The organism is Paraburkholderia sp. GAS42, from assembly GCF_050436565.1.
Taxonomy (GTDB): domain Bacteria; phylum Pseudomonadota; class Gammaproteobacteria; order Burkholderiales; family Burkholderiaceae; genus Paraburkholderia.
Map to the genome: position 1 here is coordinate 182,891 of NZ_JBNDML010000013.1, position 20,739 is coordinate 203,629.

The 20,739-nt window shown below is 62.4% G+C and carries 23 protein-coding genes; 15 read left to right on the forward strand and 8 right to left on the reverse strand.

All coding sequences use genetic code 11. The features are described from left to right. Positions 1-40 precede the first annotated feature (40 nt). On the reverse strand, positions 41-451 hold the full coding sequence (locus tag P3T16_RS20345) for a rubredoxin (RefSeq protein ID WP_429343611.1): 411 nt from the start codon (positions 449-451) through the stop codon (positions 41-43). A gap of 456 nt (positions 452-907) precedes the next feature. On the opposite strand from P3T16_RS20345, the gene P3T16_RS20350 reads away from it, so the two are divergent. The 5 genes from P3T16_RS20350 to P3T16_RS20370 all read left to right on the forward strand — a co-directional run bounded on the left by P3T16_RS20350 (position 908) and on the right by P3T16_RS20370 (position 7,080). Beyond that, the gene (locus P3T16_RS20350) at positions 908-1,963 is read left to right on the forward strand and encodes an NAD(P)/FAD-dependent oxidoreductase (protein ID WP_429343612.1); all 1,056 of its coding nucleotides are present in this window, start codon (positions 908-910) and stop codon (positions 1,961-1,963) included. A 182-nt stretch (positions 1,964-2,145) separates the two neighbouring features. Beyond that, the gene (locus tag P3T16_RS20355) at positions 2,146-2,583 is read left to right on the forward strand and encodes a MarR family winged helix-turn-helix transcriptional regulator (RefSeq protein WP_429343613.1); all 438 of its coding nucleotides are present in this window, start codon (positions 2,146-2,148) and stop codon (positions 2,581-2,583) included. A 39-nt stretch (positions 2,584-2,622) separates the two neighbouring features. Further along, entirely contained in the window at positions 2,623-4,140 is a 1,518-nt protein-coding gene (locus tag P3T16_RS20360) for an efflux transporter outer membrane subunit (protein WP_429343614.1), read from the forward strand. Between the two features lie 40 nt (positions 4,141-4,180). After that, complete coding sequence (locus P3T16_RS20365) at positions 4,181-5,428, forward strand: HlyD family efflux transporter periplasmic adaptor subunit (RefSeq protein WP_429343615.1); 1,248 nt, start codon at positions 4,181-4,183, stop codon at positions 5,426-5,428. 89 nt (positions 5,429-5,517) lie between these two features. Beyond that, on the forward strand, positions 5,518-7,080 hold the full coding sequence (locus P3T16_RS20370; RefSeq protein ID WP_429343616.1) for a DHA2 family efflux MFS transporter permease subunit: 1,563 nt from the start codon (positions 5,518-5,520) through the stop codon (positions 7,078-7,080). A gap of 122 nt (positions 7,081-7,202) precedes the next feature. On the opposite strand, the gene P3T16_RS20375 is transcribed toward P3T16_RS20370, so the two are convergent. Further along, positions 7,203-7,553, reverse strand: coding sequence for a hypothetical protein (locus tag P3T16_RS20375; RefSeq protein WP_429255660.1), 351 nt, complete (start codon positions 7,551-7,553; stop codon positions 7,203-7,205). 432 nt (positions 7,554-7,985) lie between these two features. Then, positions 7,986-8,141, reverse strand: a complete 156-nt coding sequence (locus P3T16_RS20380) for a DUF3309 family protein (RefSeq protein ID WP_429343617.1) — start codon at positions 8,139-8,141, stop codon at positions 7,986-7,988. Positions 8,142-8,634: 493 nt separating this feature from the next. Between P3T16_RS20380 and P3T16_RS20385 the strand changes: the two genes are divergently transcribed. Both P3T16_RS20385 and P3T16_RS20390 read left to right on the forward strand, forming a co-directional pair. After that, positions 8,635-9,516 (forward strand): MipA/OmpV family protein, encoded by an 882-nt coding sequence (locus P3T16_RS20385; RefSeq protein ID WP_429343618.1) that lies wholly within the window; start codon positions 8,635-8,637, stop codon positions 9,514-9,516. A gap of 198 nt (positions 9,517-9,714) precedes the next feature. After that, on the forward strand, positions 9,715-9,852 hold the full coding sequence (locus P3T16_RS20390) for a hypothetical protein (protein ID WP_429255657.1): 138 nt from the start codon (positions 9,715-9,717) through the stop codon (positions 9,850-9,852). 163 nt (positions 9,853-10,015) lie between these two features. Here the strand turns inward: P3T16_RS20390 and P3T16_RS20395 are convergent, their stop codons facing one another. From P3T16_RS20395 to P3T16_RS20405, 3 genes are all read right to left on the reverse strand, one after another. Continuing rightward, positions 10,016-10,369 carry a thioredoxin family protein gene (locus P3T16_RS20395; RefSeq protein ID WP_429255656.1) on the reverse strand — a complete coding sequence of 118 codons (354 nt, stop codon included), beginning with the start codon at positions 10,367-10,369 and terminating at the stop codon, positions 10,016-10,018. Positions 10,370-10,545: 176 nt separating this feature from the next. Then, positions 10,546-11,391: a HisA/HisF-related TIM barrel protein gene (locus P3T16_RS20400; protein ID WP_429343619.1), complete on the reverse strand. Its 846-nt coding sequence runs from the start codon at positions 11,389-11,391 to the stop codon at positions 10,546-10,548. A 15-nt stretch (positions 11,392-11,406) separates the two neighbouring features. Beyond that, positions 11,407-11,667 carry a CsbD family protein gene (locus P3T16_RS20405; RefSeq protein WP_429255654.1) on the reverse strand — a complete coding sequence of 87 codons (261 nt, stop codon included), beginning with the start codon at positions 11,665-11,667 and terminating at the stop codon, positions 11,407-11,409. A 279-nt stretch (positions 11,668-11,946) separates the two neighbouring features. Between P3T16_RS20405 and nthA the strand changes: the two genes are divergently transcribed. The 7 genes from nthA (at position 11,947) to P3T16_RS20440 (ending at position 17,839) form a co-directional block, all read left to right on the forward strand. Then, positions 11,947-12,588, forward strand: a complete 642-nt coding sequence (gene nthA / locus P3T16_RS20410) for a nitrile hydratase subunit alpha (protein WP_429343620.1) — start codon at positions 11,947-11,949, stop codon at positions 12,586-12,588. Further along, complete coding sequence (gene nthB / locus P3T16_RS20415; RefSeq protein WP_429343621.1) at positions 12,585-13,259, forward strand: nitrile hydratase subunit beta; 675 nt, start codon at positions 12,585-12,587, stop codon at positions 13,257-13,259. The genes nthA and nthB overlap by 4 nt, the downstream gene beginning before the upstream one ends. A gap of 1 nt (position 13,260) precedes the next feature. Next, positions 13,261-13,629 (forward strand): nitrile hydratase accessory protein, encoded by a 369-nt coding sequence (locus P3T16_RS20420; RefSeq protein ID WP_429255651.1) that lies wholly within the window; start codon positions 13,261-13,263, stop codon positions 13,627-13,629. A gap of 73 nt (positions 13,630-13,702) precedes the next feature. After that, a complete protein-coding gene (locus P3T16_RS20425; protein ID WP_429343622.1) occupies positions 13,703-14,764 on the forward strand; it encodes a catalase in 1,062 nt (353 codons plus the stop codon). 91 nt (positions 14,765-14,855) lie between these two features. Then, complete coding sequence (locus tag P3T16_RS20430; protein WP_429343623.1) at positions 14,856-15,638, forward strand: inositol monophosphatase family protein; 783 nt, start codon at positions 14,856-14,858, stop codon at positions 15,636-15,638. Between the two features lie 275 nt (positions 15,639-15,913). Next, the gene (locus P3T16_RS20435) at positions 15,914-17,611 is read left to right on the forward strand and encodes an FAD-dependent oxidoreductase (RefSeq protein ID WP_429343624.1); all 1,698 of its coding nucleotides are present in this window, start codon (positions 15,914-15,916) and stop codon (positions 17,609-17,611) included. Between the two features lie 12 nt (positions 17,612-17,623). Then, entirely contained in the window at positions 17,624-17,839 is a 216-nt protein-coding gene (locus P3T16_RS20440) for a DUF2783 domain-containing protein (RefSeq protein WP_429343625.1), read from the forward strand. Here the strand turns inward: P3T16_RS20440 and P3T16_RS20445 are convergent. Together P3T16_RS20445 and P3T16_RS20450 are read right to left on the reverse strand one after the other, a co-directional pair. Continuing rightward, entirely contained in the window at positions 17,836-18,675 is an 840-nt protein-coding gene (locus P3T16_RS20445) for an IclR family transcriptional regulator (RefSeq protein WP_429343626.1), read from the reverse strand. The two genes, P3T16_RS20440 and P3T16_RS20445, sit on opposite strands and share 4 nt — an antisense overlap. A gap of 21 nt (positions 18,676-18,696) precedes the next feature. Continuing rightward, entirely contained in the window at positions 18,697-19,536 is an 840-nt protein-coding gene (locus P3T16_RS20450) for an IclR family transcriptional regulator (protein WP_429343627.1), read from the reverse strand. Between the two features lie 181 nt (positions 19,537-19,717). On the opposite strand from P3T16_RS20450, the gene P3T16_RS20455 reads away from it, so the two are divergent. After that, positions 19,718-20,677 (forward strand): MBL fold metallo-hydrolase, encoded by a 960-nt coding sequence (locus tag P3T16_RS20455; protein WP_429255644.1) that lies wholly within the window; start codon positions 19,718-19,720, stop codon positions 20,675-20,677. Positions 20,678-20,739 lie beyond the last annotated feature (62 nt).

Here is a 20,739-nt window from a genome sequence, read left to right on the forward strand (position 1 = left end):
TGCGCTCACGTCTCCCGAACGCGTCAAAGCCGCGCTTGCATCAGAACTCGACCAGCGCGAAGTCTTCCTTGCCCACGTCACACAGCGGGCAGCGCCAGTCATCGGGGATATCTGCCCAGCGCGTGCCGGGCGCGATGCCGTCGTCGGGCACGCCTGCGGCTTCGTCGTAGATCCAGCCGCAGATCACGCATACCCATTGCTTGAACGCATCGGCCGGTGAAGCCGCGGCGGCCGCGTCCGTCGATGCACCATCCACCACCGGCGTTGCATCGAGGCTCACCACGAGCGGCGCGGCTGTTCCCGCTTCACTAACGGCGAGCCGCGTCTGAAGTGCGTGCAGCAGGGATTGCGCTTCCTGCGCGGTGAGATCGATCCAGTAGGGGTCGCCGGCGCCGTCGTTGAGCCGCTCCGGCGAAAACTGGATTTCTACCGCTACGCCTTTTTTGTACATGGCGATGAAGATTCGACGCTGTCCGGGGACTAGATCAGCGCGCTCGCCAGCATGGAGCCGATGATGCCGACGGCTGCCACGATGCCGAGGATCTGCATGAGGGTGAGGGACTTACGGGGAGTGGAAGTAGGGGAAGAAGAAGTCACGAGCAATGTCTGTTGAAGTGCGGAAACCCGACATTATCAACCATCCCGCCGGTTCGATTGAATACTGGGTGTAGATGAAGCAATTCCTGAGTGTCGTTTGAGCGTCGTTCGACGACTGCGCGGCGTGTGCCTGATCCCGGACTAACCTGGCTTAACCTGGCTTAGCCCCGCTCACGATATGGCCGGAACGGCCGGCCATCAAGGCCTGACGGCCTTACCGGGCGTGGTGTCTTGGTTGCCCCGAGCGGGTCGCTTCTGTATGTTGGGTCCATCGACGCGTAATCCACGCGCCCGGCGACAGGAGTCCAGAATGAGTTTCGAAGTGAACGGATCGGCGAGCAGCCCGGTACGTACCGACGTTTTGATCGTCGGCGCAGGGCCGGTCGGGTTGTTTGCGGCGTTCGAGGCCGGCGTGATCGGTCTGTCGTGCCAGATCGTCGATGTGCTGACGCGGGTGGGTGGCCAGTGCGTCGAACTGTATCCCGACAAGCCGATCTACGACATTCCCGCGATTCCGTCGTGCACGGCGCGCGACCTTGTCGACCGGCTGATGACGCAGATCCGCCCGTTCGACGTGCCGATCCATCTGGAGCAGCGCGTCGAAACCGTCGAGCGGCGCGACGACGGACGCTGGATCGTCACGACCGATCGCGGGCTCGTCTTCGATGTCGCTGCCATCATGCTGGCGGCCGGCAATGGCGCGTTCGTGCCGCAGCGCATCACGCTCGACGAAGCCACGCCCCTCGAAGGGCGCCACGTTCATTACAGCGTCCCCGATGTCTCGCGGTTCGCCGGCCGCACCGTGGTGGTGGCCGGTGGCGGAGATTCGGCGCTCGACTGGGCATTGGCGTTACGGGGCGTTGCGCGCCGCGTGACGCTGGTTCATCGGCGCAATGGCTTCAGCGCGGCCGCGGCGAGCGTCGAGCAAATGAAGCGGGCGGTTGAAGCAGGCGAAATGGACTTCATGGTCGGCGCGATCGGTGCGCTGAACGCGCCCGGCGGCACGCTCGAATCGATCGACATCAAGCAGATTGGCGGTACGGCACAACTCGAAGCTGAGCACGTGATCGCGCTGTATGGCCTCGTTGCCGACCTCGGGCCCATCGCGACCTGGGGTATCGAAGGCGTCGCGGGCCGGCTTAACGTCGATACGTCGAATTACGAAACCTCGCGCCCGGGAATCTTTGCTGTCGGCGATGTGGCGAACTACCCGAACAAGCAGAAGCTGATTCTGTCGGGCTTTCACGAAGCTTCGCTGGCGCTGCGCAAGGCCTATACGTACGCGTATCCGGATAAGAAGCGCGTCCATGTGCATTCGAGCTACGACACGAAACTCGCCGAACGTGTCGCCGCGACAGCGGGTTAGGGCGGTCGCACCTGCGCTGCCCTGATCCGCGGCCAAACGGTCCCGGCCAGCGCAGCTCCGCCGGGCGAGCATCGATCCTTTTACGGCAATCCTCGAACGCTGTGATCTTCGTTGTTACAATTTCCCTTTGACAGTATCTGATTTTGCAGATATTGTGTTTTCCAACAAGGGAGGACACGGTCATGGAGCACTACTCGAAAGACGGCTTTATGTTGACGCATAGCATTGGCTTTGCGATCAACAAGGCACGCAACATACTGGTGTCGGAGATGGACGCCGCCCTCAAGGACCTCGATATCACGAGCCAGCAAATGGGCATCCTGCTGTCGTTGAAGCGCGGCATCGCCACCACGCCGTTCGAGCTGTCCAAGCTGCTCGGCATCGACACGGGCCTGATGACGCGCATGCTCGACAAGCTGGAAACCAGGGGCTTGCTCGAACGCTCACGCAGTCTGGAAGACCGCCGCGTCGTCAATCTGACGCTCACGGAGAAAGGCGAGGAAGTCGCCGCGAAGATCCCCGAAATCGCACCGGCGGTGCTGAACAACCGCCTGAAAGATTTCTCGAAGGCCGAGTTCAAGGAAATGCAGCGTCTGCTGCTGAAATTTGTCGCCGATTGAACGGCATTTTTTTTGTCCAAATATCTGACGAGTCAGAAGATGAAATCACAGTTAAATCGCAACGTAGCCATGACGCGAATCGCGAAGGTCGGCGTGAGCGTGATCTTCGCGGCAGTGCTGTCGGCCTGCGCGAATTACGCGGGCATTCATAGCGACAAGGAAATGGCTCAACCGCAAACTTTCGCGACGCAGCAGAGCCTGCCGGCAGAAGCGGGTCACTGGCCTGCAGCCGACTGGGTCGACCAGTTCGGCGATGCGCAGCTGAAGGCGCTGCTCGTCGAAGCCCTGAAGGGCAGCCCGACTCTCGAACAGGCGCGTGCCCGGGTCGCCGCGGCTTCGGCCTACAGCGAAACGGCGAAGGCGAACACGCTGCCGCAGGTGGGCGCGTCGTACGCGTTCACGCGTCAGCAGTATTCGGGCACCGCGCTCGTGCCGCCGCCAGTGGGCGGATCGTGGCAGTCGGAAAACAAGGGGCTGCTCAGCGCGTCGTACGACCTCGACCTGTGGGGCAAGAACCGCGAAGCGCTGAAGGCGTCGATGTCGGATGTGCAGGCGAGCGAAGCCGATGCCGAAGTCGTCAAGCTGACCTTGAATGCATCGATCGCGCGCTCGTATAACCAGCTGGCGCGTCTCTACGTCCTGCGTGACATCGCCCAGCAAGAGATAGACCAGCGCACGCAGATTGACCGCATCACGGCAGGCCGCATCGCTACTGGCCTCGATACCGAAGTCGAACGCAAGACCGCGCTGGCGAACCTCGCGACGAGCCGCGCTGCGCTCACCGCGATCGACGGCAACATTGTCACGACGCGTTATCAGATCGCCGCGCTGCTCGGCGCCGGTCCTGACCGTGGCCTCACGATTGCCCGGCCGACGCTCGGCATCGGCGACCAGGTGAATCTGCCGGACAACCTGCCCGCCGATCTCGTGAGCCGTCGGCCGGATCTGACCGCCGCGCGTTGGCGCGTCGACGCGATCACGCACGAAGTGAAGGTCGCGAAGGCTGAGTTCTATCCCGACATCAACCTGAGCGCCGCAATCGGCCTCGATGCATTCGGCTTCGGCCGCTTGCTGACGGCGGCGAGCCGAACGGCATCGGTGGGTTCGGCGATCCATCTGCCGATCTTCGACGGCGGCGCGCTGCGCGCCCAGCTGAAGGGCCGTTATGCCGACTTCGACTACGCAGTTGCTACGTACAACCAGACGCTGGTGACGGCGCTGTCGGAAGTCGCGACGCAACTTGCCGAAGTCCGCTCGACGGATGCGCAACTCGTCGATGCACAGGTGGCGCAGGACAACGCCCGCAGTGCCGACCAGCTCGCGATCACGCAGTACAAGGCGGGGCTCACGAACCAGCTGACGGTACTCAACGCCGACATGAACGCGCTGTCCGCCGACCAGACCGTCGCGAATCTGAAGATGAGCCGTCGCGACCAGCAGATCGCGCTGGCTGTCGCACTCGGCGGTGGTTACACCGACACGTCCGATGCCGGCAGCGGCAAGTCGAACAGCACCGCATCTGTAGCGCAAGCCAACCCCGTCGTTGACGCGCAATAAAGAGCGCGACACGTTCACGAACCCAGTCAGGAGAACCAACATGAGCGACACGATCAAAACCGGCCGGACGACGGCGGAAGAACAACCGAAACAGGCCACCGCGCAGAACCCGGGCAAGCGCAAGCTGATGCTCACGCTGCTTGCCGCAGCAATCGCGGCAGGAGCCGCAGGGTGGGGCGCGTACTACTACACGACGGGCCGTTTCCATGAGTCGACGGACGACGCGTATGTCAGCGGCAACCTCGTGCAACTGACACCGCAGGTGAGCGGCACGGTCGTCGCCGTTAACGCGGACGACACGCAGATCGTGAAGCAGGGCGATCCGGTCGTGACGCTCGATAACGCCGACGCAAAGGTCGCGCTGGGTAACGCCGAAGCCGTGCTCGGCCAGACGGTCCGTCAGGTAAGCGGCCTCTACGTCAACAACGACTTCTACGCAGCAACCATCGCGCAGCGCGAGGCCGATCTCACGCGCGCCAGCGATGACCTGAAGCGTCGTCAGGCGGTGGCCGACACTGGCGCCGTCTCCGGTGAAGACATCTCTCACGCCCGCGATGCGGTGAATTCCGCGCAGGCCGCGCTCGACGCCGCCCGTCAGCAGGCCGAAGCCAATCACGCGCTGACCGACCGCACGTCGATCGAACAGCATCCGAACGTGCAGGCCGCCGCATCGAAGGTCCGCGACGCCTACCTCAGCTACGCACGCAACACGTTGCCGGCGCCGGTGACGGGCTACGTCGCGCGCCGCTCGGTGCAGGTCGGCCAGCGCGTCGCTCCGGGCACGCCGATGATGGCGATCGTTCCGTTGAACGGCGTGTGGGTCGATGCCAACTTCAAGGAAGTGCAACTGAAACACATGCGCATCGGCCAGCCGGTGACGCTCACCGCCGACGCCTACGGTTCGAAGGTGAAGTATCACGGCCGGGTAGTGGGCTTTTCCGCTGGCACGGGCGCAGCGTTCGCCGTATTGCCCGCGCAGAACGCGACCGGCAACTGGATCAAGGTCGTGCAACGTCTGCCGGCGCGTATCCAGCTCGATCAAGCCGAACTCAACGCACACCCGCTTCGCATTGGCCTCTCGATGGACGTCGAAGTCGATACGCACAACGAAACCGGCACGCAGCTCGGCGCAGCGGTGAACACCTCCTATCGCACGGACGTATTCGCTGAATACGGTGCACAGGCCGACGCGGAAATCGCAAAGATCATCGCGCAGAACATGCCGGCAAGCCGTCCTGTTGCAGCCGCAGCGGTGCCCTTGTCTGCGTCGAAGCGCAAGGCCGGCTAATTTTCGTTACGCATTTTTTTATCCGAATATCTGACAAGTCAGAAGCAATGAAGCGCTTCTGATCGACAGGCTCCCAGACTGGTGACGCAATGAATCCCTCGACGCATTCCGCTCCGCTCCCGCCCCTGACCGGTGGCAAGCTCGTTCTCGCGACACTTGCCGTGGCACTCGCCACATTCATGAACGTGCTGGATTCGTCGATCGCGAACGTTGCGATTCCGACGATCTCCGGCAACCTGGGCGTTTCCGTCGACGAAGGCACGTGGGTCATCACGCTCTTCGCCGCCGCGAACGCGATTGCGATTCCGCTGACCGGATGGCTCACGCAGCGCGTCGGCCAGATCAAACTGTTCGTGTGGGCGATCCTGCTGTTCGTGCTGTCGTCGTGGCTGTGCGGCATCGCGCCGACGCTGCCGATCCTGCTCGGCGCGCGGATCCTGCAGGGCGCAGTCGCGGGTCCGCTGATTCCGCTGTCGCAGGCCATCCTGCTCGGCTCGTATCCGAAGGAAAAGAGCTCGCACGCACTCGCGTTGTGGGCGATGACCGCGACGGTCGGCCCGATTGCCGGCCCGGCGCTCGGTGGCTGGATCACGGACAGCTACTCGTGGTCATGGATTTTCTACATCAATATTCCGGTCGGAATTTTTGCTGCCGGCGTGACGTGGCTTATCTACCGCACCCGCGAGACACCGACGCGCAAGTTGCCCATCGACAAGGTCGGTCTGCTGTCGCTGGTTGCATGGGTGGGTTCGCTGCAGATCATGCTCGACAAGGGCAAGGACCTCGACTGGTTCCATTCGCCGGTGATCGTCGCGCTCACGGTGTTCGCAGCCATCAGCTTCGTCTTCTTCGTGATCTGGGAGTTGACGGAAAAGAATCCAATCGTCGATATCAAGCTGTTCGCAGGACGTAACTTCCTCGGTGGCACGGTGGCGATTTCGGTGGCGTATGCGGTGTTCTTCTCGAACCTCGTGATCCTGCCGCAGTGGATGCAGGCCTACCTCAACTATCGCTCAGTCGATGCAGGTCTCGCGACGGCGCCGCTTGGCATCTTCGCGGTGATCCTCGCGCCGGTGATGGCGAAAATCATGCCGAAGTCCGATGCACGGGTCCTGGCTACGCTGGCGTTTCTCGGTTTTGCCGCCGTGTTCTTCATGCGCTCGCACTATACGACCGGCGTGGACACTTACACGCTTGTGTTGCCGACGCTGCTGCAAGGTATTCCCACTGCGCTCTTCTTCGTGCCGCTGACCGCGATCATTCTGTCGGGTCTGTCGCCGGACAGGATTCCGGCCGCAGCGGGCCTTTCGAACTTCGTGCGGGTGTTTGCGGGTGCGGTGGGTACTTCGCTTGTCTCGACGGGCTGGAACGACCGGACGATCCTGCATCACGCCCAACTGGCCGAACAGACGAGCGTGAACAACCCGACCTTTACTGGCGCGATCGATTCACTGCAAAGCGCGCTCGGCGGTGGCACGCCGCAAGCGATGGCGTTCTTCGAACGCTCGCTGAACACGCAGGCGGCGATGCTTGGGTTGAACGATATCTTCTGGCTGTCGGCGGTGATCTTTGTCGCGATCGTGCCGCTCATCTGGCTGACGAAGCCCAGCAAGGCTGGTGGTGCAGCGGCGGCTGGGGCGGGCGGTCACTGATGCATCGGCAAGACGCGAAAAGCGCTGCTGGAAATGCCACCGGCCTCGCGAAGAGGCCGGTTGGACTTTTGGCGGAGGCGTTGTCACTGTATCTCTGACACCGCCCGCCTGATTCGACGCACTCAGTGAAGTGCAGCAGGCTGGCTCTTCAACGAAGGCCGGCTGTTAAGCGCGACGAGGAACGTGCTGAAGTTATGCGACCACGGGTTATAGCCGGCCAGATCCTGCATCAGCGTCTGCAGCAGTTCGGGCGCAACGTCGCGATCGAATTCGTCTTGCTGCGTCCGCCGGATACGCGCAACGAGTTCTTCATCGACGATCACGACGAGGTCGCGCGGATAACCGCCCGGTCGCGGCCGGTTAGCCGGACGGGCGTGACGGATACAGAATTCGCGTTCTGCGAGGCGTGTAATGGAGCTTTGTGGCACGAGAGTCGTGAGGATGCCGCACATGCGACTGGCAAAGTCATCCATTTTTGTGATCCTTAGTCCTGTAGACGGGTTCGAGGAAATTCGCCGAATCAGCCGCGAAACCTGACGCCTGCATGCGTGGATGTTGTTGTTTTGCAGCAGACGGTCAGGTCAGACCATTTCGCTTCGGTGCGTTGGATGCCGCAGGAATCGTGCCATCTGGAGGGCCAGTGCTGGCGCGGCGCCCGGTGCCCTTGTGGGCATGGCGCAACGGGATTGAGTCGCGCTTGATGGTGTGTGCGTGCGTTGTCGGTAATGCAAAAACTGTATACGCTGAGGCAGATTTTACGTTGTGTTACGCGTTTTTCGCCGTGTTTCTGGGGCGCGAACACACCTGTGGGTCGCGTCCATGGCTCTTGACTGCCGTCGAGATTGCGGTTGAGTTGATGCGCGGCGCTGATCGATCGCGCGATAGCGCCCGCGAGAAGGACCGGGTTATATCTGACCCATCACGACCAGCACCACCACGATGATGGCGACGATGCCCAGCGTGCCGGTAGGCGCATATCCCCAGGAACGGCTGTGGGGCCACGTCGGGAGCGCGCCGATGAGTAGAAGAATCAGCACGATCAGAAGAATGGTTCCGAACATACGACCTCCAGTCGATGAGAGGTATCTCCCGCGACGGCACACACGACCACTGTGCCGGACGAATAACCTCGGTACGTTGCATCGAGCAAACCACATACCCATCGCCGGCGGCGAAACACATTGTTGCCAGTTCGCCGGAATGGTTACGATCGGTGCCCTTCGGCGAACCAGCATCGCACCGGTGCAAGTACCTGCATCTTCACCGGCGCCCGCTTGCCACGTTCACGCGGGCAGGAACGGTATTTGCGCAATGGCGCGTACGCGGCGCGCGCGTCATCCATCGTTGATGGCTCGAATGGCGGCCGCAGCTGATCTGCCTTAACCCGTCAGTCCACGCGATCGATCGATGAAGACGCTGCCGCAGTGGGTGAGAAAGTCACGGCAATTGAAAAATGGCATCGGGCAGCGTAGCAGTGGTCTCAATGTGGTTGCTCTCGCATCTACCCGGAACGAACGACGCAGATTTCCCCCATGAACGGGGACCGGAGGCTTCATGTTGAATGGCAGCGCGCTACGCCGTGACAGGATGCGCCGCGCACTGAAACTGACGGCGATGCTGTCAGTGGTGGTATCGATCACAATGCCCATCACCGCGCGGGCGCAGACTCCATCGCCGCTTGCCGAATGGCAATACTCGGTGGGCCTTCCGCTGGAAAAACTTTTCGACACGCCGATACCGCAATGGCAGACACGGCTCGGCCTCGCGGTGACGGTGCGACCCAGATACGACGGCGCCGCGAACTATCACGCGCTCGTCGGGCCAGCCATCGATGTGCGTTATCGCGACCTGTTCTTCCTTTCCACGGGGGAAGGGCTCGGTGTCAATCTCGTGAGCACCACGCACTGGCGCGCGGGCCTCGCGATCACGTATGACCTCGGACGCCGTGCCGAGGACAACTCGGGCCATCTCGACGGCATGGGCAACATCAATCCAGCGCCCGAGGCGAAGCTCTTTGCTGAGTACGCGGTCTCGAAGACGTTTCCGCTCGTGATACGCGCCGATATCCGCCGCGATCTCGGTGGCTCTGACGGCTGGATCGGCGACCTTGGCGCCTATATGCCATTGCCGGGCAGCTCGGAGAAATTCTTCTGGTTTGCCGGCCCGAATCTGGTTTTTGCCGACTCGCGGTATATGCAGACCTGGTATGGCGTCAGCAGCCTTCAGTCGGCGCGTTCCGGTTATCCGCGATACGACGCGAGCGCGGGGCTGAAATCGGTGGGCTTTGGTGTCAGCGCGATCTGGTTCTTCCAGAAGCACTGGTTCGTGACGGGCGACGCCGGCATACAGCAACTGGTCGGCGATGCGGCGCGCAGTCCCATCACGCGAAAGGCAAGTAACGCTGTATTCGATTTCTCATTCAACTACCAGTTCTGAGGCAGGGGCACGCGCATAGAGAAGGGGCGCGTCCGGGCCGAGTCGCTGGAAGAGCCTGAGGTGACACGGACCGCGTGATTCGGACTGCATGGAACGACAAAACAGGCAGGTATTTTGTTTTGTTGCGCTGCGACATGACAAGGTTATAATAAGGGTAATTACCTAGGTAGTTACCCTTCAAAATTCTCGGAGTCCGTCATGAACAACGCTACCACCGCCTCGGCTACCGCCAATACCAGCTGGTTCGCCCGCTTTCGCGCCCTGGCCGTTGATGCGCTGAATATGCACCTGCAAACGTGCGCGATCGTCGCTGAAGCGCTTCGCCGTCCCCAATGAGGGCTGTCTGGCGGAAGCGCGGCATGGTTGCCGCGCTTTCGGCCTGATCCAGTTTCTGCGTTTCGTCGTCTGTTCCCGCTTTCCCGATTGATCCACACGCTACGTTTCGCACGTAGTCCAGGCTCTGCATCGTGGAGCAGCATCGCTGGTTACAAATCGCATATCAGCCGGTTCTGCGGTCTCTTTCTGTTTCATCAAACAGCGCGGTAAATCCTTCATCGACAGCCGTGACGCTGCCTGGCCGCACAACGCGCGCGACTTCGACACCGTCACGCAGAAAAACCAGCGTCGGCCATAGCTTGATCTTGAATGAGCGGCCGAGAGGCCGGCCCGGACCGTCTTCGATCTTCAGATGACGCACGTCGGCATGCTGTTTGAACGCCTTTCCGATTGATGACTGCGCGCCCTGACAGAAACCGCACCAGTCGGTGCCGAATTCGAGCACGGCTGCGCCTGTCAGCGCGTCGACCTGCGCACGCGTTGGGGCCGTTGGCGAGTAGGCGGTGGAAGTTGCCATTTTTTCTCCGGTGTCGGTTTGGGCGGCCCGCGCGCGGCGCGGCGGCCGCGGTCAACGCGGTTGGGTTATGCGACATCAAGCACAATTTATCGCAAAACGCTGTGCGCTTCAGACGTCGCCTTGATTGGCGCTATCGCCAATGCCGCTGATACCAGCGATACCACCGATATGTCGCGTCACGTCCGCGGCGTGGAACCTGTTCCGTTTGAAGCGGCCGGAATCCTGCGATCGTGCAGCGCGGATGCGATCAGCCACGCGTGCGCGCCGGCGGCCTCAGCGGCGCGCAGATCGTCGGTGTCCCGCACGCCGCCGGCGCCGATAATCTGCCGGGTGCCCGCGCGACGCTGAACGTCGGCGATCGCAGCGAGGTCGGGTCCGTCGAACGAACCCACGCGTTCCAGCGACATCACGATCACCCGTGACGGCCAGCCCGATGCATCGGTCCAATGCGTGATGTCGCCCAGTGGTGCGTCGTGTCGGCGATCCAGCGAAAGAATTGCTTCATACGGAATCCCGTTGTTGACGATTTCGGGCAGCGCCGCGGTTCGCGACGACTGCCCCGATGGCGACTGCGACTTCGATAGAGACCCTGATTGCGAATGTGATTGCGATTGCGAACCCGACCGCCCATAGCGTAGCGCATCCTGCGTAGCGCTAGCCACCAGCGACTCGCTGCCGAAAACCGGTGTCACGTTCGCGCCCGCATCGTCAAGCGGCGCGATCAGCGCGTACGCCGCGACGGCACCCGCAAAACCCGCATCGATCCACAGTTCGATGCCAGGCACGGCCAGCGCCAGCCGCATCAACGCGTCTCGCTGAGGCTTACCACGCATGATGCCGTCAAGATCCGCCACATACAGAATCGACGAAGCGGTGTAGTCGAGCAGGGCGCGCGCTACGTCGACAGGATCGCTACCCCTGCAGAGTTGCGACTCAACCGGCCGATAAAGGCTGCGCTCGCCCCGCACCGCACGCACGGCCGCTCCGTCGAGCACGTCGATAACTGGAATGATCTGCATCATGCGCGTGAACGCCAGCTACCTGCGGTCTCCTGCGCGCCATACCAGGCCCACGACAAAACCGGCCAATGCGGCAAGCGTCAGTGTGGTGAGCGGTTTTTCGACCGTTGCGTCCCGCAACATCGCGCAGGTGTCGGCGCACAACTGCTCCGCCTTACCGCGGAATTCGCGCGCCTTACCAGCAAGCTGGGCCGATGAATCACCGGTTATGCCGCCGGCGGCATCTTCGACTTTCCCAGCTACGTCATCAACGACGCCTTCAGTTTTACCCGTTTCCATGCCAGTGCTCCCTGTGTCCATTGACCCTCTGTGCGCAGCGAAGTCGGAAGATCGCGCGCAGCCTCCGACATCTTCACGAGATAATGCTCCACATACGCCTCGTCGACGTCGCCTCTGTGTCTTCCGGTAGCGAACAGCGCGCGGCGGGATAAAGAATATCCTCTTCACTCATCGCGTGAATGGGGACGCGGCGAAGCATCCGGCCGGTTCGCCCCGTTTGCAATTGCGTGGTGCGGCAACCATACTGGTTTTGTCTAACGATCTTCCGGGCGGCATTCGATGAACAATCACGACCACAACCATGACCATGACCACGAGGGCAGTGCGCTGCCGGAAATGGACCTGCGCGTGCGCGCGCTGGAATCGCTGCTGGTCGAAAAGGGTTACGTCGATCCGAAAGCGCTCGACGTTCTGATCGAGACCTACGAGCACGACGTCGGGCCGCGTAACGGCGCGCGCGTGGTCGCGAAGGCGTGGTCCGACCCGGCGTTCCGTCGCTGGCTGCTCGACGATGCCACTGCCGCGATCGCGTCGCTCGATTACACAGGTCGTCAGGGCGAGCACATGGTTGCGCTGGAAAACACGCCAGCCGTCCACAACATGGTGGTCTGCACGTTGTGCTCGTGCTACCCGTGGCCGGTCCTCGGTTTGCCGCCCGTCTGGTACAAGTCGGCGCCATACCGGTCGCGCGCAGTGATCGATCCGCGCGGCGTACTGAAGGAGTTCGGCTTCGAGTTGCCCGCGGAAGTCGAATTTCGCGTATGGGATTCGACCGCCGAGGTCCGCTATCTGGTGCTGCCGATGCGTCCTTCCGGAACCGATGGTTTGAGCGAGGACGAACTCGCTGAACGGGTAACGCGCGATTCGATGATCGGCACCGGTTTGCCACTCGCGCACGCACCGCAACGGAGGCAGGCATGAACGGCGCGCACGATCTCGGCGGCATGCAGGCGTTCGGCCCGGTTCATCCGGAGGCCGAGGGCGCGCCGCTTTTTCACGCGGAATGGGAACCCCGGGTGCTCGCGATCACGCTCGCGATGGGCGCGACCGGCAGGTGGAACATCGACACTTCGCGTGCCACGCGCGAAAGCCTGCCGCCCGCGCAATACCTCGCGAGCAGCTATTACGAAATCTGGTTCGAGGGGCTCAGGAGGCTGCTGCAAAGTACGGGCCTTGCGACCGCCGCGGAAATCGAATCGGGAAAGATGCAGGTCGCTGCAGCGCCGCTTCCTCGCGTGCTGATGGCCGATCAGGTGAAGGCTGCGCTACTGCGTGGCAGCCCGGTCACGCGGCCGGCAACCACCGGAGCGCGCTTCCAGGTGGGCGATGCTGTGCGGACCCGTCAGCTGAATCCGTCGACACATACACGGCTGCCGCGCTATTGCCGCGACAAACGCGGGCAGATCGTTGCTGTCCACGGCGCGCACGTGTTTCCGGATACGAATGCAATCGGGCAGGGCGAGCAACCGCAATGGCTCTATACGGTGCGCTTCGATGCCGTCGAACTTTGGGGGCCGGACACGACGGCGTCGTCGATATGCGTCGATTGCTGGGAGCCCTATCTCGACAATGACGACACGCGGGCGCCCTGACATGAATCCCCTTGAACCGGATCTGCGCGAACTGCGCATTGTGTTACCCGGGTTGCCGTGTGGCGAAAGCGGACCGGTTTTTGACGCGCCCTGGGAAGCCCAGGCGTTTGCCATGACGCTGGCGTTGCACGAGCGCGGCATGTTCACATGGACGGAATGGGCGCACGCCCTGAACGAGGCGATTCTCGACGCACAACGCGCCGGCGATCCGGATCGCGGCGACACGTACTACGTGCACTGGTTGACCGCGCTCGAACGCATCACGACGGCCAAAGGGCTCGTGTCCATCGACGGTCTCGCGCAGCGCCGGAACGAATGGGACGCCGCAGCGCGACGCACACCGCATGGTCAACCGATCGAACTCGAATGATGCTGCTTGCCTGCGCGAATCCACGTGACGGCTCTCGTCTTGACGTAATGCGCGGCCTGAAAGGAGCTGGAAGATGGCAAACGACATCCCCGAAATGCCGTCCGGCACAGGAACCGGCTGGATCGACCGGCGCGAAGACGCGGCCGTGATCGCCGCGCTTATCGCGAAGATCGGCGAGCAGCAGGCGACGATTGCGGCCAGTGACAAAACGCATTCGGACGGACGCATCGATCGCGGTCAGCACCAGAAACAGTTGCTCGGTGCGTTCGGCACGCTGCGCCTCTTTGACACCGTGCCCGACATACTCAGGCAAGGTCCTTTTGCGCCGCAGGTTGTGGCAGCAGCGCCAGTCAGTTATCGCGTTGCCTGCCGGATATCGAATGGCCAGCCGTGTCCTTTCTCCGACCGTGCACCCGATGTGCGCGGCGTCGCGCTCAAGTTTTTCACGCATCAAGGCGTCGAAACCGATCTGCTGATGACCAACGAGGGCGGTCGATCGCACGCGAGAAACGCGGTGCAGTTCATGGACTTCGCCGATGTGCTTGTCGCGCAGATCGCGAAGGGTGCAACGGGCGCGCTGGAACAGTTTTCGCGTGAACTGCTCGACGGCAAGTTCGGGCTCGTCGAAGCGGCCCGCATCGTCGCGGTTCTCGCCAGGGAGACCACGCTGCGCACGGTAGACAGCGTGGCGACGGAGCGATTCTGGGGCTCTGTCGTCAGGCTTGGCGATGTCGCGTTCAAGTACTCGCTGCAGCCGCACGATACGACGGTGCAGGGCACGCAGGCGGACCGCGAAAGCGACAACTACCTTCGCGAAGACATTCTCAGCCGTCTCTATGGCGGCCCGGTCAGATGGCAGCTTTGCGTGCAGCTATTCATCGATGAAGCGAGCACGCCGGTACAGGATGCATCGGTTGCGTGGGTGGGAAGGTTGATTCCAGTCGGCGAGCTGGAAATTCCAGCACTGCCTTCCGCCGACGATGAAGTGTCTGTCAACCAGATGGCGTTCAACCCTGCAAATGGTTTTGAGCCACTCGGGATCACGCATGCACGACGCGATGTCTACGCTGCGAGCGCCGCAAATCGCAAGGACCGTGGCGTCCTTTCCAGCGATGAGGCGCGACGATTGCTTTGAAGGCCTTGTCTGCGTTTGCAGAAGCGGTGTGTGCAATGCGCGCCGCGAATTGCACCAGCGAGGCGTGTTTTTGACGACTGGAGATTAAGGAATGAATGAGGTCGCAATGCATCTTCGCCTGCTGGCGGCCTGCGCGATAGCGCAGGAGGCAGGGTATCTCGTGCGAAGAAGATTCCTCGAACGGGACGGCGCGCTCAAGCTCAAGTTCAAGGGTCCACAAGACTATCTGACCGAGACCGATGCCGAGGTCGAAAAGCTCATCGCGCTGCGGCTTTCGCAGGCGTTTCCCGAAGACGGCTTCTTCGGCGAGGAAGGCGGCGGCGCATTGAGCGAGAGCGTCTGGATCGTCGATCCGATCGACGGCACCGCTGATTTCGCGCGTGGCGTCGCTTATTTTTGCGTGTCGATCGCGTTCGTCCATGAAGGGCGTACGCAGATCGGCGTGCTCTATGACCCGATGGCTAACGAACTGTTCGTCGCGCGTCGCGGTTGCGGCGCGACGCTCAACGGTCGCCCGATGAAGGTGAGCACGATCGACGATCCGCGCCAGTCCATCGTTGAACTCGGCTGGTCGCCGAGGGCGCCGTTCGAACACTATCTGAAGGTGGCGACGCGCCTGAATGACCTGGGCGCGGGTATCAAGCGGTGCGGCTCGGGCGCGCTCGGTCTCGCGTACGTCGCCGCGGGCCGTCAGGATGCGTATTGTGAACTGCACATCAACGCATGGGATGCGGCGGCCGCCGTGCTGCTGATCGAGGAAGCCGGTGGATGGACGAACGATTTCCTCACGAAAGAGTGCCTGCTGAAGGGCAATCGCGTGATCGGATGTACGCCGAAGCTGCGCGAGGCGCTTGAGGACGCAATGAATGTGTGACAGGCGGGGGATCGGAGCCAGCTTCTGATCCAGCGTTTTGGAGCGTTGCGGGACACAACCAGCCTCATGCAGAAGAACACGCGGGCGCGGACGTTTTACGTCTGGCGCCCGCTTTCTTTTCCGACGCGGATTCCATTCATTGCCGAGCGTACCAGCCCATGCCTGGGGTAAACACATATTTGCGTATAACAAAACATTTATACAATGACTAATAATTAGCCGGAGGCAATCTTGTTTGCTATGGGCTAATCAGGATCAAGGCAATCGGAGACGCCATGCAGACGGACTATCAGACCCTGCGCTTTACTTATGAGCGGGCCGCAGACCACGACGCGGCGACGCCTGCGCTGTATCCGGTGGTCGTCGTCGGCGCGGGTCCGGTCGGCCTCGCCGCAGCGATCGATCTCGCGCAGCAGGGTGTGCGCGCCGTACTCGTCGACAACGACGACACACTCTCCAGCGGCTCGCGCGCAATCTGTTTTGCGAAACGCACGCTCGAAGTGTTCGATCGTCTTGGATGCGGCGACAGAATGATCGAGAAGGGCGTCAGCTGGAATGTCGGCAAGGTCTTCCTGCACGACGAACTCGTCTACACATTCAATCTGTTGCCCGAAACCGGCCACTCACGCCCGGCGTTTATCAACCTGCAGCAGTACTACGTCGAAGGCTATCTGGCTGAGCGCGCGATGCAGCTGGACAACCTGCAGATGCGCTGGAAGAGCACGGTCACGGGATTGACCCAGCACGACGATTACGTCGAACTGCAGGTGGACTCGCCCGACGGCGTCTATGCGCTGCGCGCGCAGTACGTCATCGCCGCCGATGGTTCGCGCAGCGCAGTGCGCCGCGCGATGGGCCTCGATAGCCGGGGCCGGACGTTCAAGGATCGCTTTCTGATCGCCGACGTGAAAATGAAGGCGTCGTTCCCGAGTGAACGCTGGTTCTGGTTCGATCCGCCGTTCCACCGCAACCAGTCGGTGCTGTTGCATCGTCAGCCTGACAACGTCTGGCGCATTGATTTCCAGCTTGGATGGGACGCCGATCCCGTTGCGGAAAAGCAGCCGGAGAAGGTGATTCCGCGCGTCAAGGCATTGCTTGGCGACGATGTCGAATTCGAACTGGAATGGGTGAGCGTCTATACGTTTTCGTGTGTGCGCATGGACAGCTTCCGGCATGGCCGCGTACTGTTCGCGGGTGATTCCGCGCATGGCGTTTCGCCGTTCGGCGCGCGCGGTGCGAATAGCGGCGTGCAGGATGCGGACAACCTCGCGTGGAAGCTGCGGCTCGTCGTGAATGGCGATGCGCCGCCTTCGTTGCTCGACACGTATGCGTCTGAACGCGAATACGCTGCCGACGAGAACATCCGTAACTCAACGCGCGCCACCGATTTCATCACGCCAAAGAGCCCGATTTCGCGCATGTTCCGCGATGCGACGCTCAAGCTCGCGAAGGATTGTCCATTCGCGCGACGCATGGCGAACAGCGGCAGGTTGTCGGTGCCGACGGTGCTGCGCAGCTCGCCCCTCAATACACCCGACGAAACCGCTGATGCCTTTTCCTGTGCGATGGTCCCGGGCGCAGTGTGCACAGACGCACCGGTGAACGTGAACGGCCGTGAGGCGTGGTTTCTGCACCAGACGGGCGGTGGCGCATTCACCGGTGTCTATTTCTGCGGCCCTGGCGACGACATCGCCGCGTGCGCGACGCAGCTCGCCGCACTGGCGAAACTGCCCGTGCCCGTGCGTTCGTTGATCGTGGTTCCGCGCGGCACGAGACTGGCGGGCCCGGACGCTGTTAAAACGCCTGACGTCACCGTCATCGAGGATATCGAGGGCATCGTCAACTACCGCTTCGACGCGCGGCCCGGCACGTTCTATCTGCTTCGGCCCGATCAACACGTCTGTGCACGCTGGCGCGCGCTCGACGTCGCGTCGGTCACGGCCGCGCTTGATCGCGCGACGTGCAACGGATAAAGGATCACGACCATGAAACGGTTGAACACTGAACTGAACATCGCCGACCCGGATGCGTTCTACGAAAAACTCATCGACACGCATAACGGGCTCTCCGAAGAAGAGAGCCATTTCCTGAACGCGAAGCTCGTGCTGCTGCTCGCGAATCATATCGGCGACGCCGAAGTATTGAGCGAAGCGCTGGCGCTGGCGCGTGCTGGCGCAGGCAGCGAGGACGCTGCTGTCTAGCGCCCGCTCATCCACCCGAAACGCCACGACAGACGCTGCGTCGCGGCGAGCAGTTGCTGGGCATTTTCGCCGCGCAGGCTGCGGTCGAAGTCTCCCGACGAGCCGATCAGCGCCATCACGAGCCGGATGCTTCCTGTGTGATCGAACACCGGCGCGGCGAGCGTCCCGATGCCGGGAACCGGCGCATCGAACGCGTCATCGATGCCTGCTTCACGTATCCGGGCGAGCCGCGATCGATAAGCCGCACGCAGCGTAGCCGCACTTTTCTTCGACGGCGCGATGGCGTCGGCCAGGTCGGCGCCTGCGAGGCGGATGGATTCCTGCGGCAGCAAACCGATCAGCACGTCTTCCGAAACATAAGCGGCAAATACGCGGCCCATTGCCGTGTTGACCAGCGACATCACCGTGCCGACGCGCAGGCTCACGTGCTGCGGCTGCGACGATTCCTCCAGGCGGATCACGGTTGGCCCGAGCGGCCCCAGCGTCGCAGCGGCGACACTCATTCCGGATTCAGCCGCGAGTGTTGCGATCTCGGGTTCGGCTTCGCGCATCGGCGAAAGACGCTGCAAGGCGATCAGGCCCAGTTCCAGGCCGAGCGGCCCGGGGCTGAAATATCCGGCATCGTCGCGACTGAGCAAGCCGATCTTCAGCAGGCTGACGAGGTGCGGAAACGCCTTCGCCGCCGCCATGCCGGCGTCGGCGGCCAGATCGCGCAGCGACAGCGGCCGGCCCGCCGCAACCAGCGCAAGCAGGAGCTCCCCCGTGTTGTCGAGCGAGTTGATGCCGCGTTGTGCTTTCGCGTCGCCGGTGATGGAAAGGGAGCTGTCTGGGGTCATGAGGGACTCGGTGGTATCGGTTCAGACGCGGTTGACGAGTGCATCGGCGACGCGCTGCGCGGCGTCGCGCAACGCGTGCGCAACGGGGCCATGCCAGGCGACGTCGATCGATCCGGACGGGCCGATCACCGTCAGCGCGAGTTGCATGCGGCGCTCCGCGTCGAAGACCGGCACGCTCAGGCTGCTGATGCCGGGGCTCGGCGCATCGATGCCGCGTTCCATGCCGCGCGTGCGGATCTCGTCGAGGCGTGCGCGCATAGGCGCATCGAAAGAGGGCTCCGCAGGGGCATCGACGCCGCTGACGGTCGTCGTGCGACCGGCAGTGCGTGCCTGGCTTTGCCGCATGGCCGCGACCTGCGCGGGCGCGAAGAACGCGCAGAACACGCGTCCAGTCGATGTCGCCTCGAGCGACATCACTGTGCCGACATGAAGATTGACGTGTAGCGGAAAACCACCGCGCTCGTATCGCACGATGGTCGGCCCCTGCGTGCCCGCAACACAGACGGCGACGCTGAAGCCGACCGCTTCAGCCAGCGCGGCGGCTTGCGGTACGGCGACATGGTAGGCGGGTTGCTGCTCGATATGCAGCAACCCGAGCCGCAGCGCGAGCGGGCCCGGCTCGTAACTGCCGGTCAGCGCATCGCGCTTGACGAGGCCAAGCCGCGTGAGGCTGACGAGATACGTGTAGGCCTGCGCCGCGGAGAGTTGCGCCGCGCCCGCGAGTTCGCTCAGGCCGAGCGGCGCGCGATGACGTGCCAGCGCATCGAGCAGACGGCCGCCGACCTCGACGCTCTGGATCCCGCGCTGCTTTTTCCCGGCGGACGTATCGGCGGGATTGCTCTCGATGTCTTCGGTCTTCACGGCTTTGCCAATTGGAATGTCTCGTACAGGAACCACAGGATGGTATCCGATCCCGGCGGCGTCACATATCGATCGGAGTTTACCCGAGTTTAGTTCACAGCAAAGACATTTGTCATTGACAAATTATAACGATCAGCCGACCATGGCTTCATCCCCACACCGGGCGGCAATGGAGACAGACATGGCAAAGGCATTTGCATCGCAGGCGGATCTCGAAGAGAAGAAGATCACGTTCACGCAGCTTTCGGAGAACGCGTACGCGTACACCGCGGAAGGCGATCCGAATTCCGGCGTGATCATCGGTGACGACGGCGTGCTGATCGTCGACACGACGGCGACCCCGGCGATGGCGCAGGACCTGATCGCGAAGATCCGCAGCGTCACCGACAAGCCGATCAAATACGTGGTGCTGTCGCACTATCACGCGGTGCGCGTGCTTGGCGCATCGGCGTATTTCGCGGAGGGCGCGCAGCAGATCATCGCGAGCCGCGGCACGTACGAGATGATCGTCGAGCGCGGCGAGCAGGACATGAAGTCGGAGATCGAGCGCTTTCCGCGTCTGTTTGCGGGCGTTGAAAGCGTTCCTGGTTTGACGTGGCCCACGCTCGTGTTCGAGAAGGAAATCACGCTGTGGCTCGGCAAACTCGAGGTGAAGATCGCGCATCTCGGTTCGGGTCACACGAAGGGCGACACGGTGGTGTGGCTGCCGTCGCAGAAGGTGCTGTTCTCGGGCGACCTGGTCGAATACGACGCCGCCTGCTACTGCGGCGACGCACAGCTCGAACAGTGGCCGACGACGCTCGAAGCCTTGCGCGCGCTCGGTGCTGAAAAGCTCGTTCCGGGTCGCGGGCCGGCATTGCTGTCGCCGGCTGACGTGCACAAGGGCATCGACTACACGAAGGATTTCGTCACGACGCTGCTTAAAGCAGGTCGCGAAGCGTACGAGCAGAAGCTCGACCTGAAGGGCGCAATGGCGCACACGCGCAAATCGATGGATCCGAAGTTCGGTCACGTGTTCATCTACGAGCACTGCCTGCCGTTCGATGTGTCGCGGGCCTTCGATGAGGCGAGCGGCGTGACGCATCCGCGCGTCTGGACCGCGCAGCGCGACAAGGAAATGTGGTCCGCGCTGCAGGATTGATGTAGCGGTCAGATTCCTCCTGCGAAAGGCGCCTCGCGCTTTTCGCGTCCCTTGAAGACAAA

Coding starts and splice junctions, on each gene's coding strand:
- P3T16_RS20345 (WP_429343611.1), bottom strand. CDS start 451: ATGTACAAAAAAGGCGTAGCGGTAGAAATCCAGTTTTCGCCGGAGCGG.
- P3T16_RS20350 (WP_429343612.1), top strand. CDS start 908: ATGAGTTTCGAAGTGAACGGATCGGCGAGCAGCCCGGTACGTACCGAC.
- P3T16_RS20355 (WP_429343613.1), top strand. CDS start 2,146: ATGGAGCACTACTCGAAAGACGGCTTTATGTTGACGCATAGCATTGGC.
- P3T16_RS20360 (WP_429343614.1), top strand. CDS start 2,623: ATGAAATCACAGTTAAATCGCAACGTAGCCATGACGCGAATCGCGAAG.
- P3T16_RS20365 (WP_429343615.1), top strand. CDS start 4,181: ATGAGCGACACGATCAAAACCGGCCGGACGACGGCGGAAGAACAACCG.
- P3T16_RS20370 (WP_429343616.1), top strand. CDS start 5,518: ATGAATCCCTCGACGCATTCCGCTCCGCTCCCGCCCCTGACCGGTGGC.
- P3T16_RS20375 (WP_429255660.1), bottom strand. CDS start 7,553: ATGGATGACTTTGCCAGTCGCATGTGCGGCATCCTCACGACTCTCGTG.
- P3T16_RS20380 (WP_429343617.1), bottom strand. CDS start 8,141: ATGTTCGGAACCATTCTTCTGATCGTGCTGATTCTTCTACTCATCGGC.
- P3T16_RS20385 (WP_429343618.1), top strand. CDS start 8,635: ATGTTGAATGGCAGCGCGCTACGCCGTGACAGGATGCGCCGCGCACTG.
- P3T16_RS20390 (WP_429255657.1), top strand. CDS start 9,715: ATGAACAACGCTACCACCGCCTCGGCTACCGCCAATACCAGCTGGTTC.
- P3T16_RS20395 (WP_429255656.1), bottom strand. CDS start 10,369: ATGGCAACTTCCACCGCCTACTCGCCAACGGCCCCAACGCGTGCGCAG.
- P3T16_RS20400 (WP_429343619.1), bottom strand. CDS start 11,391: ATGATGCAGATCATTCCAGTTATCGACGTGCTCGACGGAGCGGCCGTG.
- P3T16_RS20405 (WP_429255654.1), bottom strand. CDS start 11,667: ATGGAAACGGGTAAAACTGAAGGCGTCGTTGATGACGTAGCTGGGAAA.
- nthA (WP_429343620.1), top strand. CDS start 11,947: ATGAACAATCACGACCACAACCATGACCATGACCACGAGGGCAGTGCG.
- nthB (WP_429343621.1), top strand. CDS start 12,585: ATGAACGGCGCGCACGATCTCGGCGGCATGCAGGCGTTCGGCCCGGTT.
- P3T16_RS20420 (WP_429255651.1), top strand. CDS start 13,261: ATGAATCCCCTTGAACCGGATCTGCGCGAACTGCGCATTGTGTTACCC.
- P3T16_RS20425 (WP_429343622.1), top strand. CDS start 13,703: ATGGCAAACGACATCCCCGAAATGCCGTCCGGCACAGGAACCGGCTGG.
- P3T16_RS20430 (WP_429343623.1), top strand. CDS start 14,856: ATGAATGAGGTCGCAATGCATCTTCGCCTGCTGGCGGCCTGCGCGATA.
- P3T16_RS20435 (WP_429343624.1), top strand. CDS start 15,914: ATGCAGACGGACTATCAGACCCTGCGCTTTACTTATGAGCGGGCCGCA.
- P3T16_RS20440 (WP_429343625.1), top strand. CDS start 17,624: ATGAAACGGTTGAACACTGAACTGAACATCGCCGACCCGGATGCGTTC.
- P3T16_RS20445 (WP_429343626.1), bottom strand. CDS start 18,675: ATGACCCCAGACAGCTCCCTTTCCATCACCGGCGACGCGAAAGCACAA.
- P3T16_RS20455 (WP_429255644.1), top strand. CDS start 19,718: ATGGCAAAGGCATTTGCATCGCAGGCGGATCTCGAAGAGAAGAAGATC.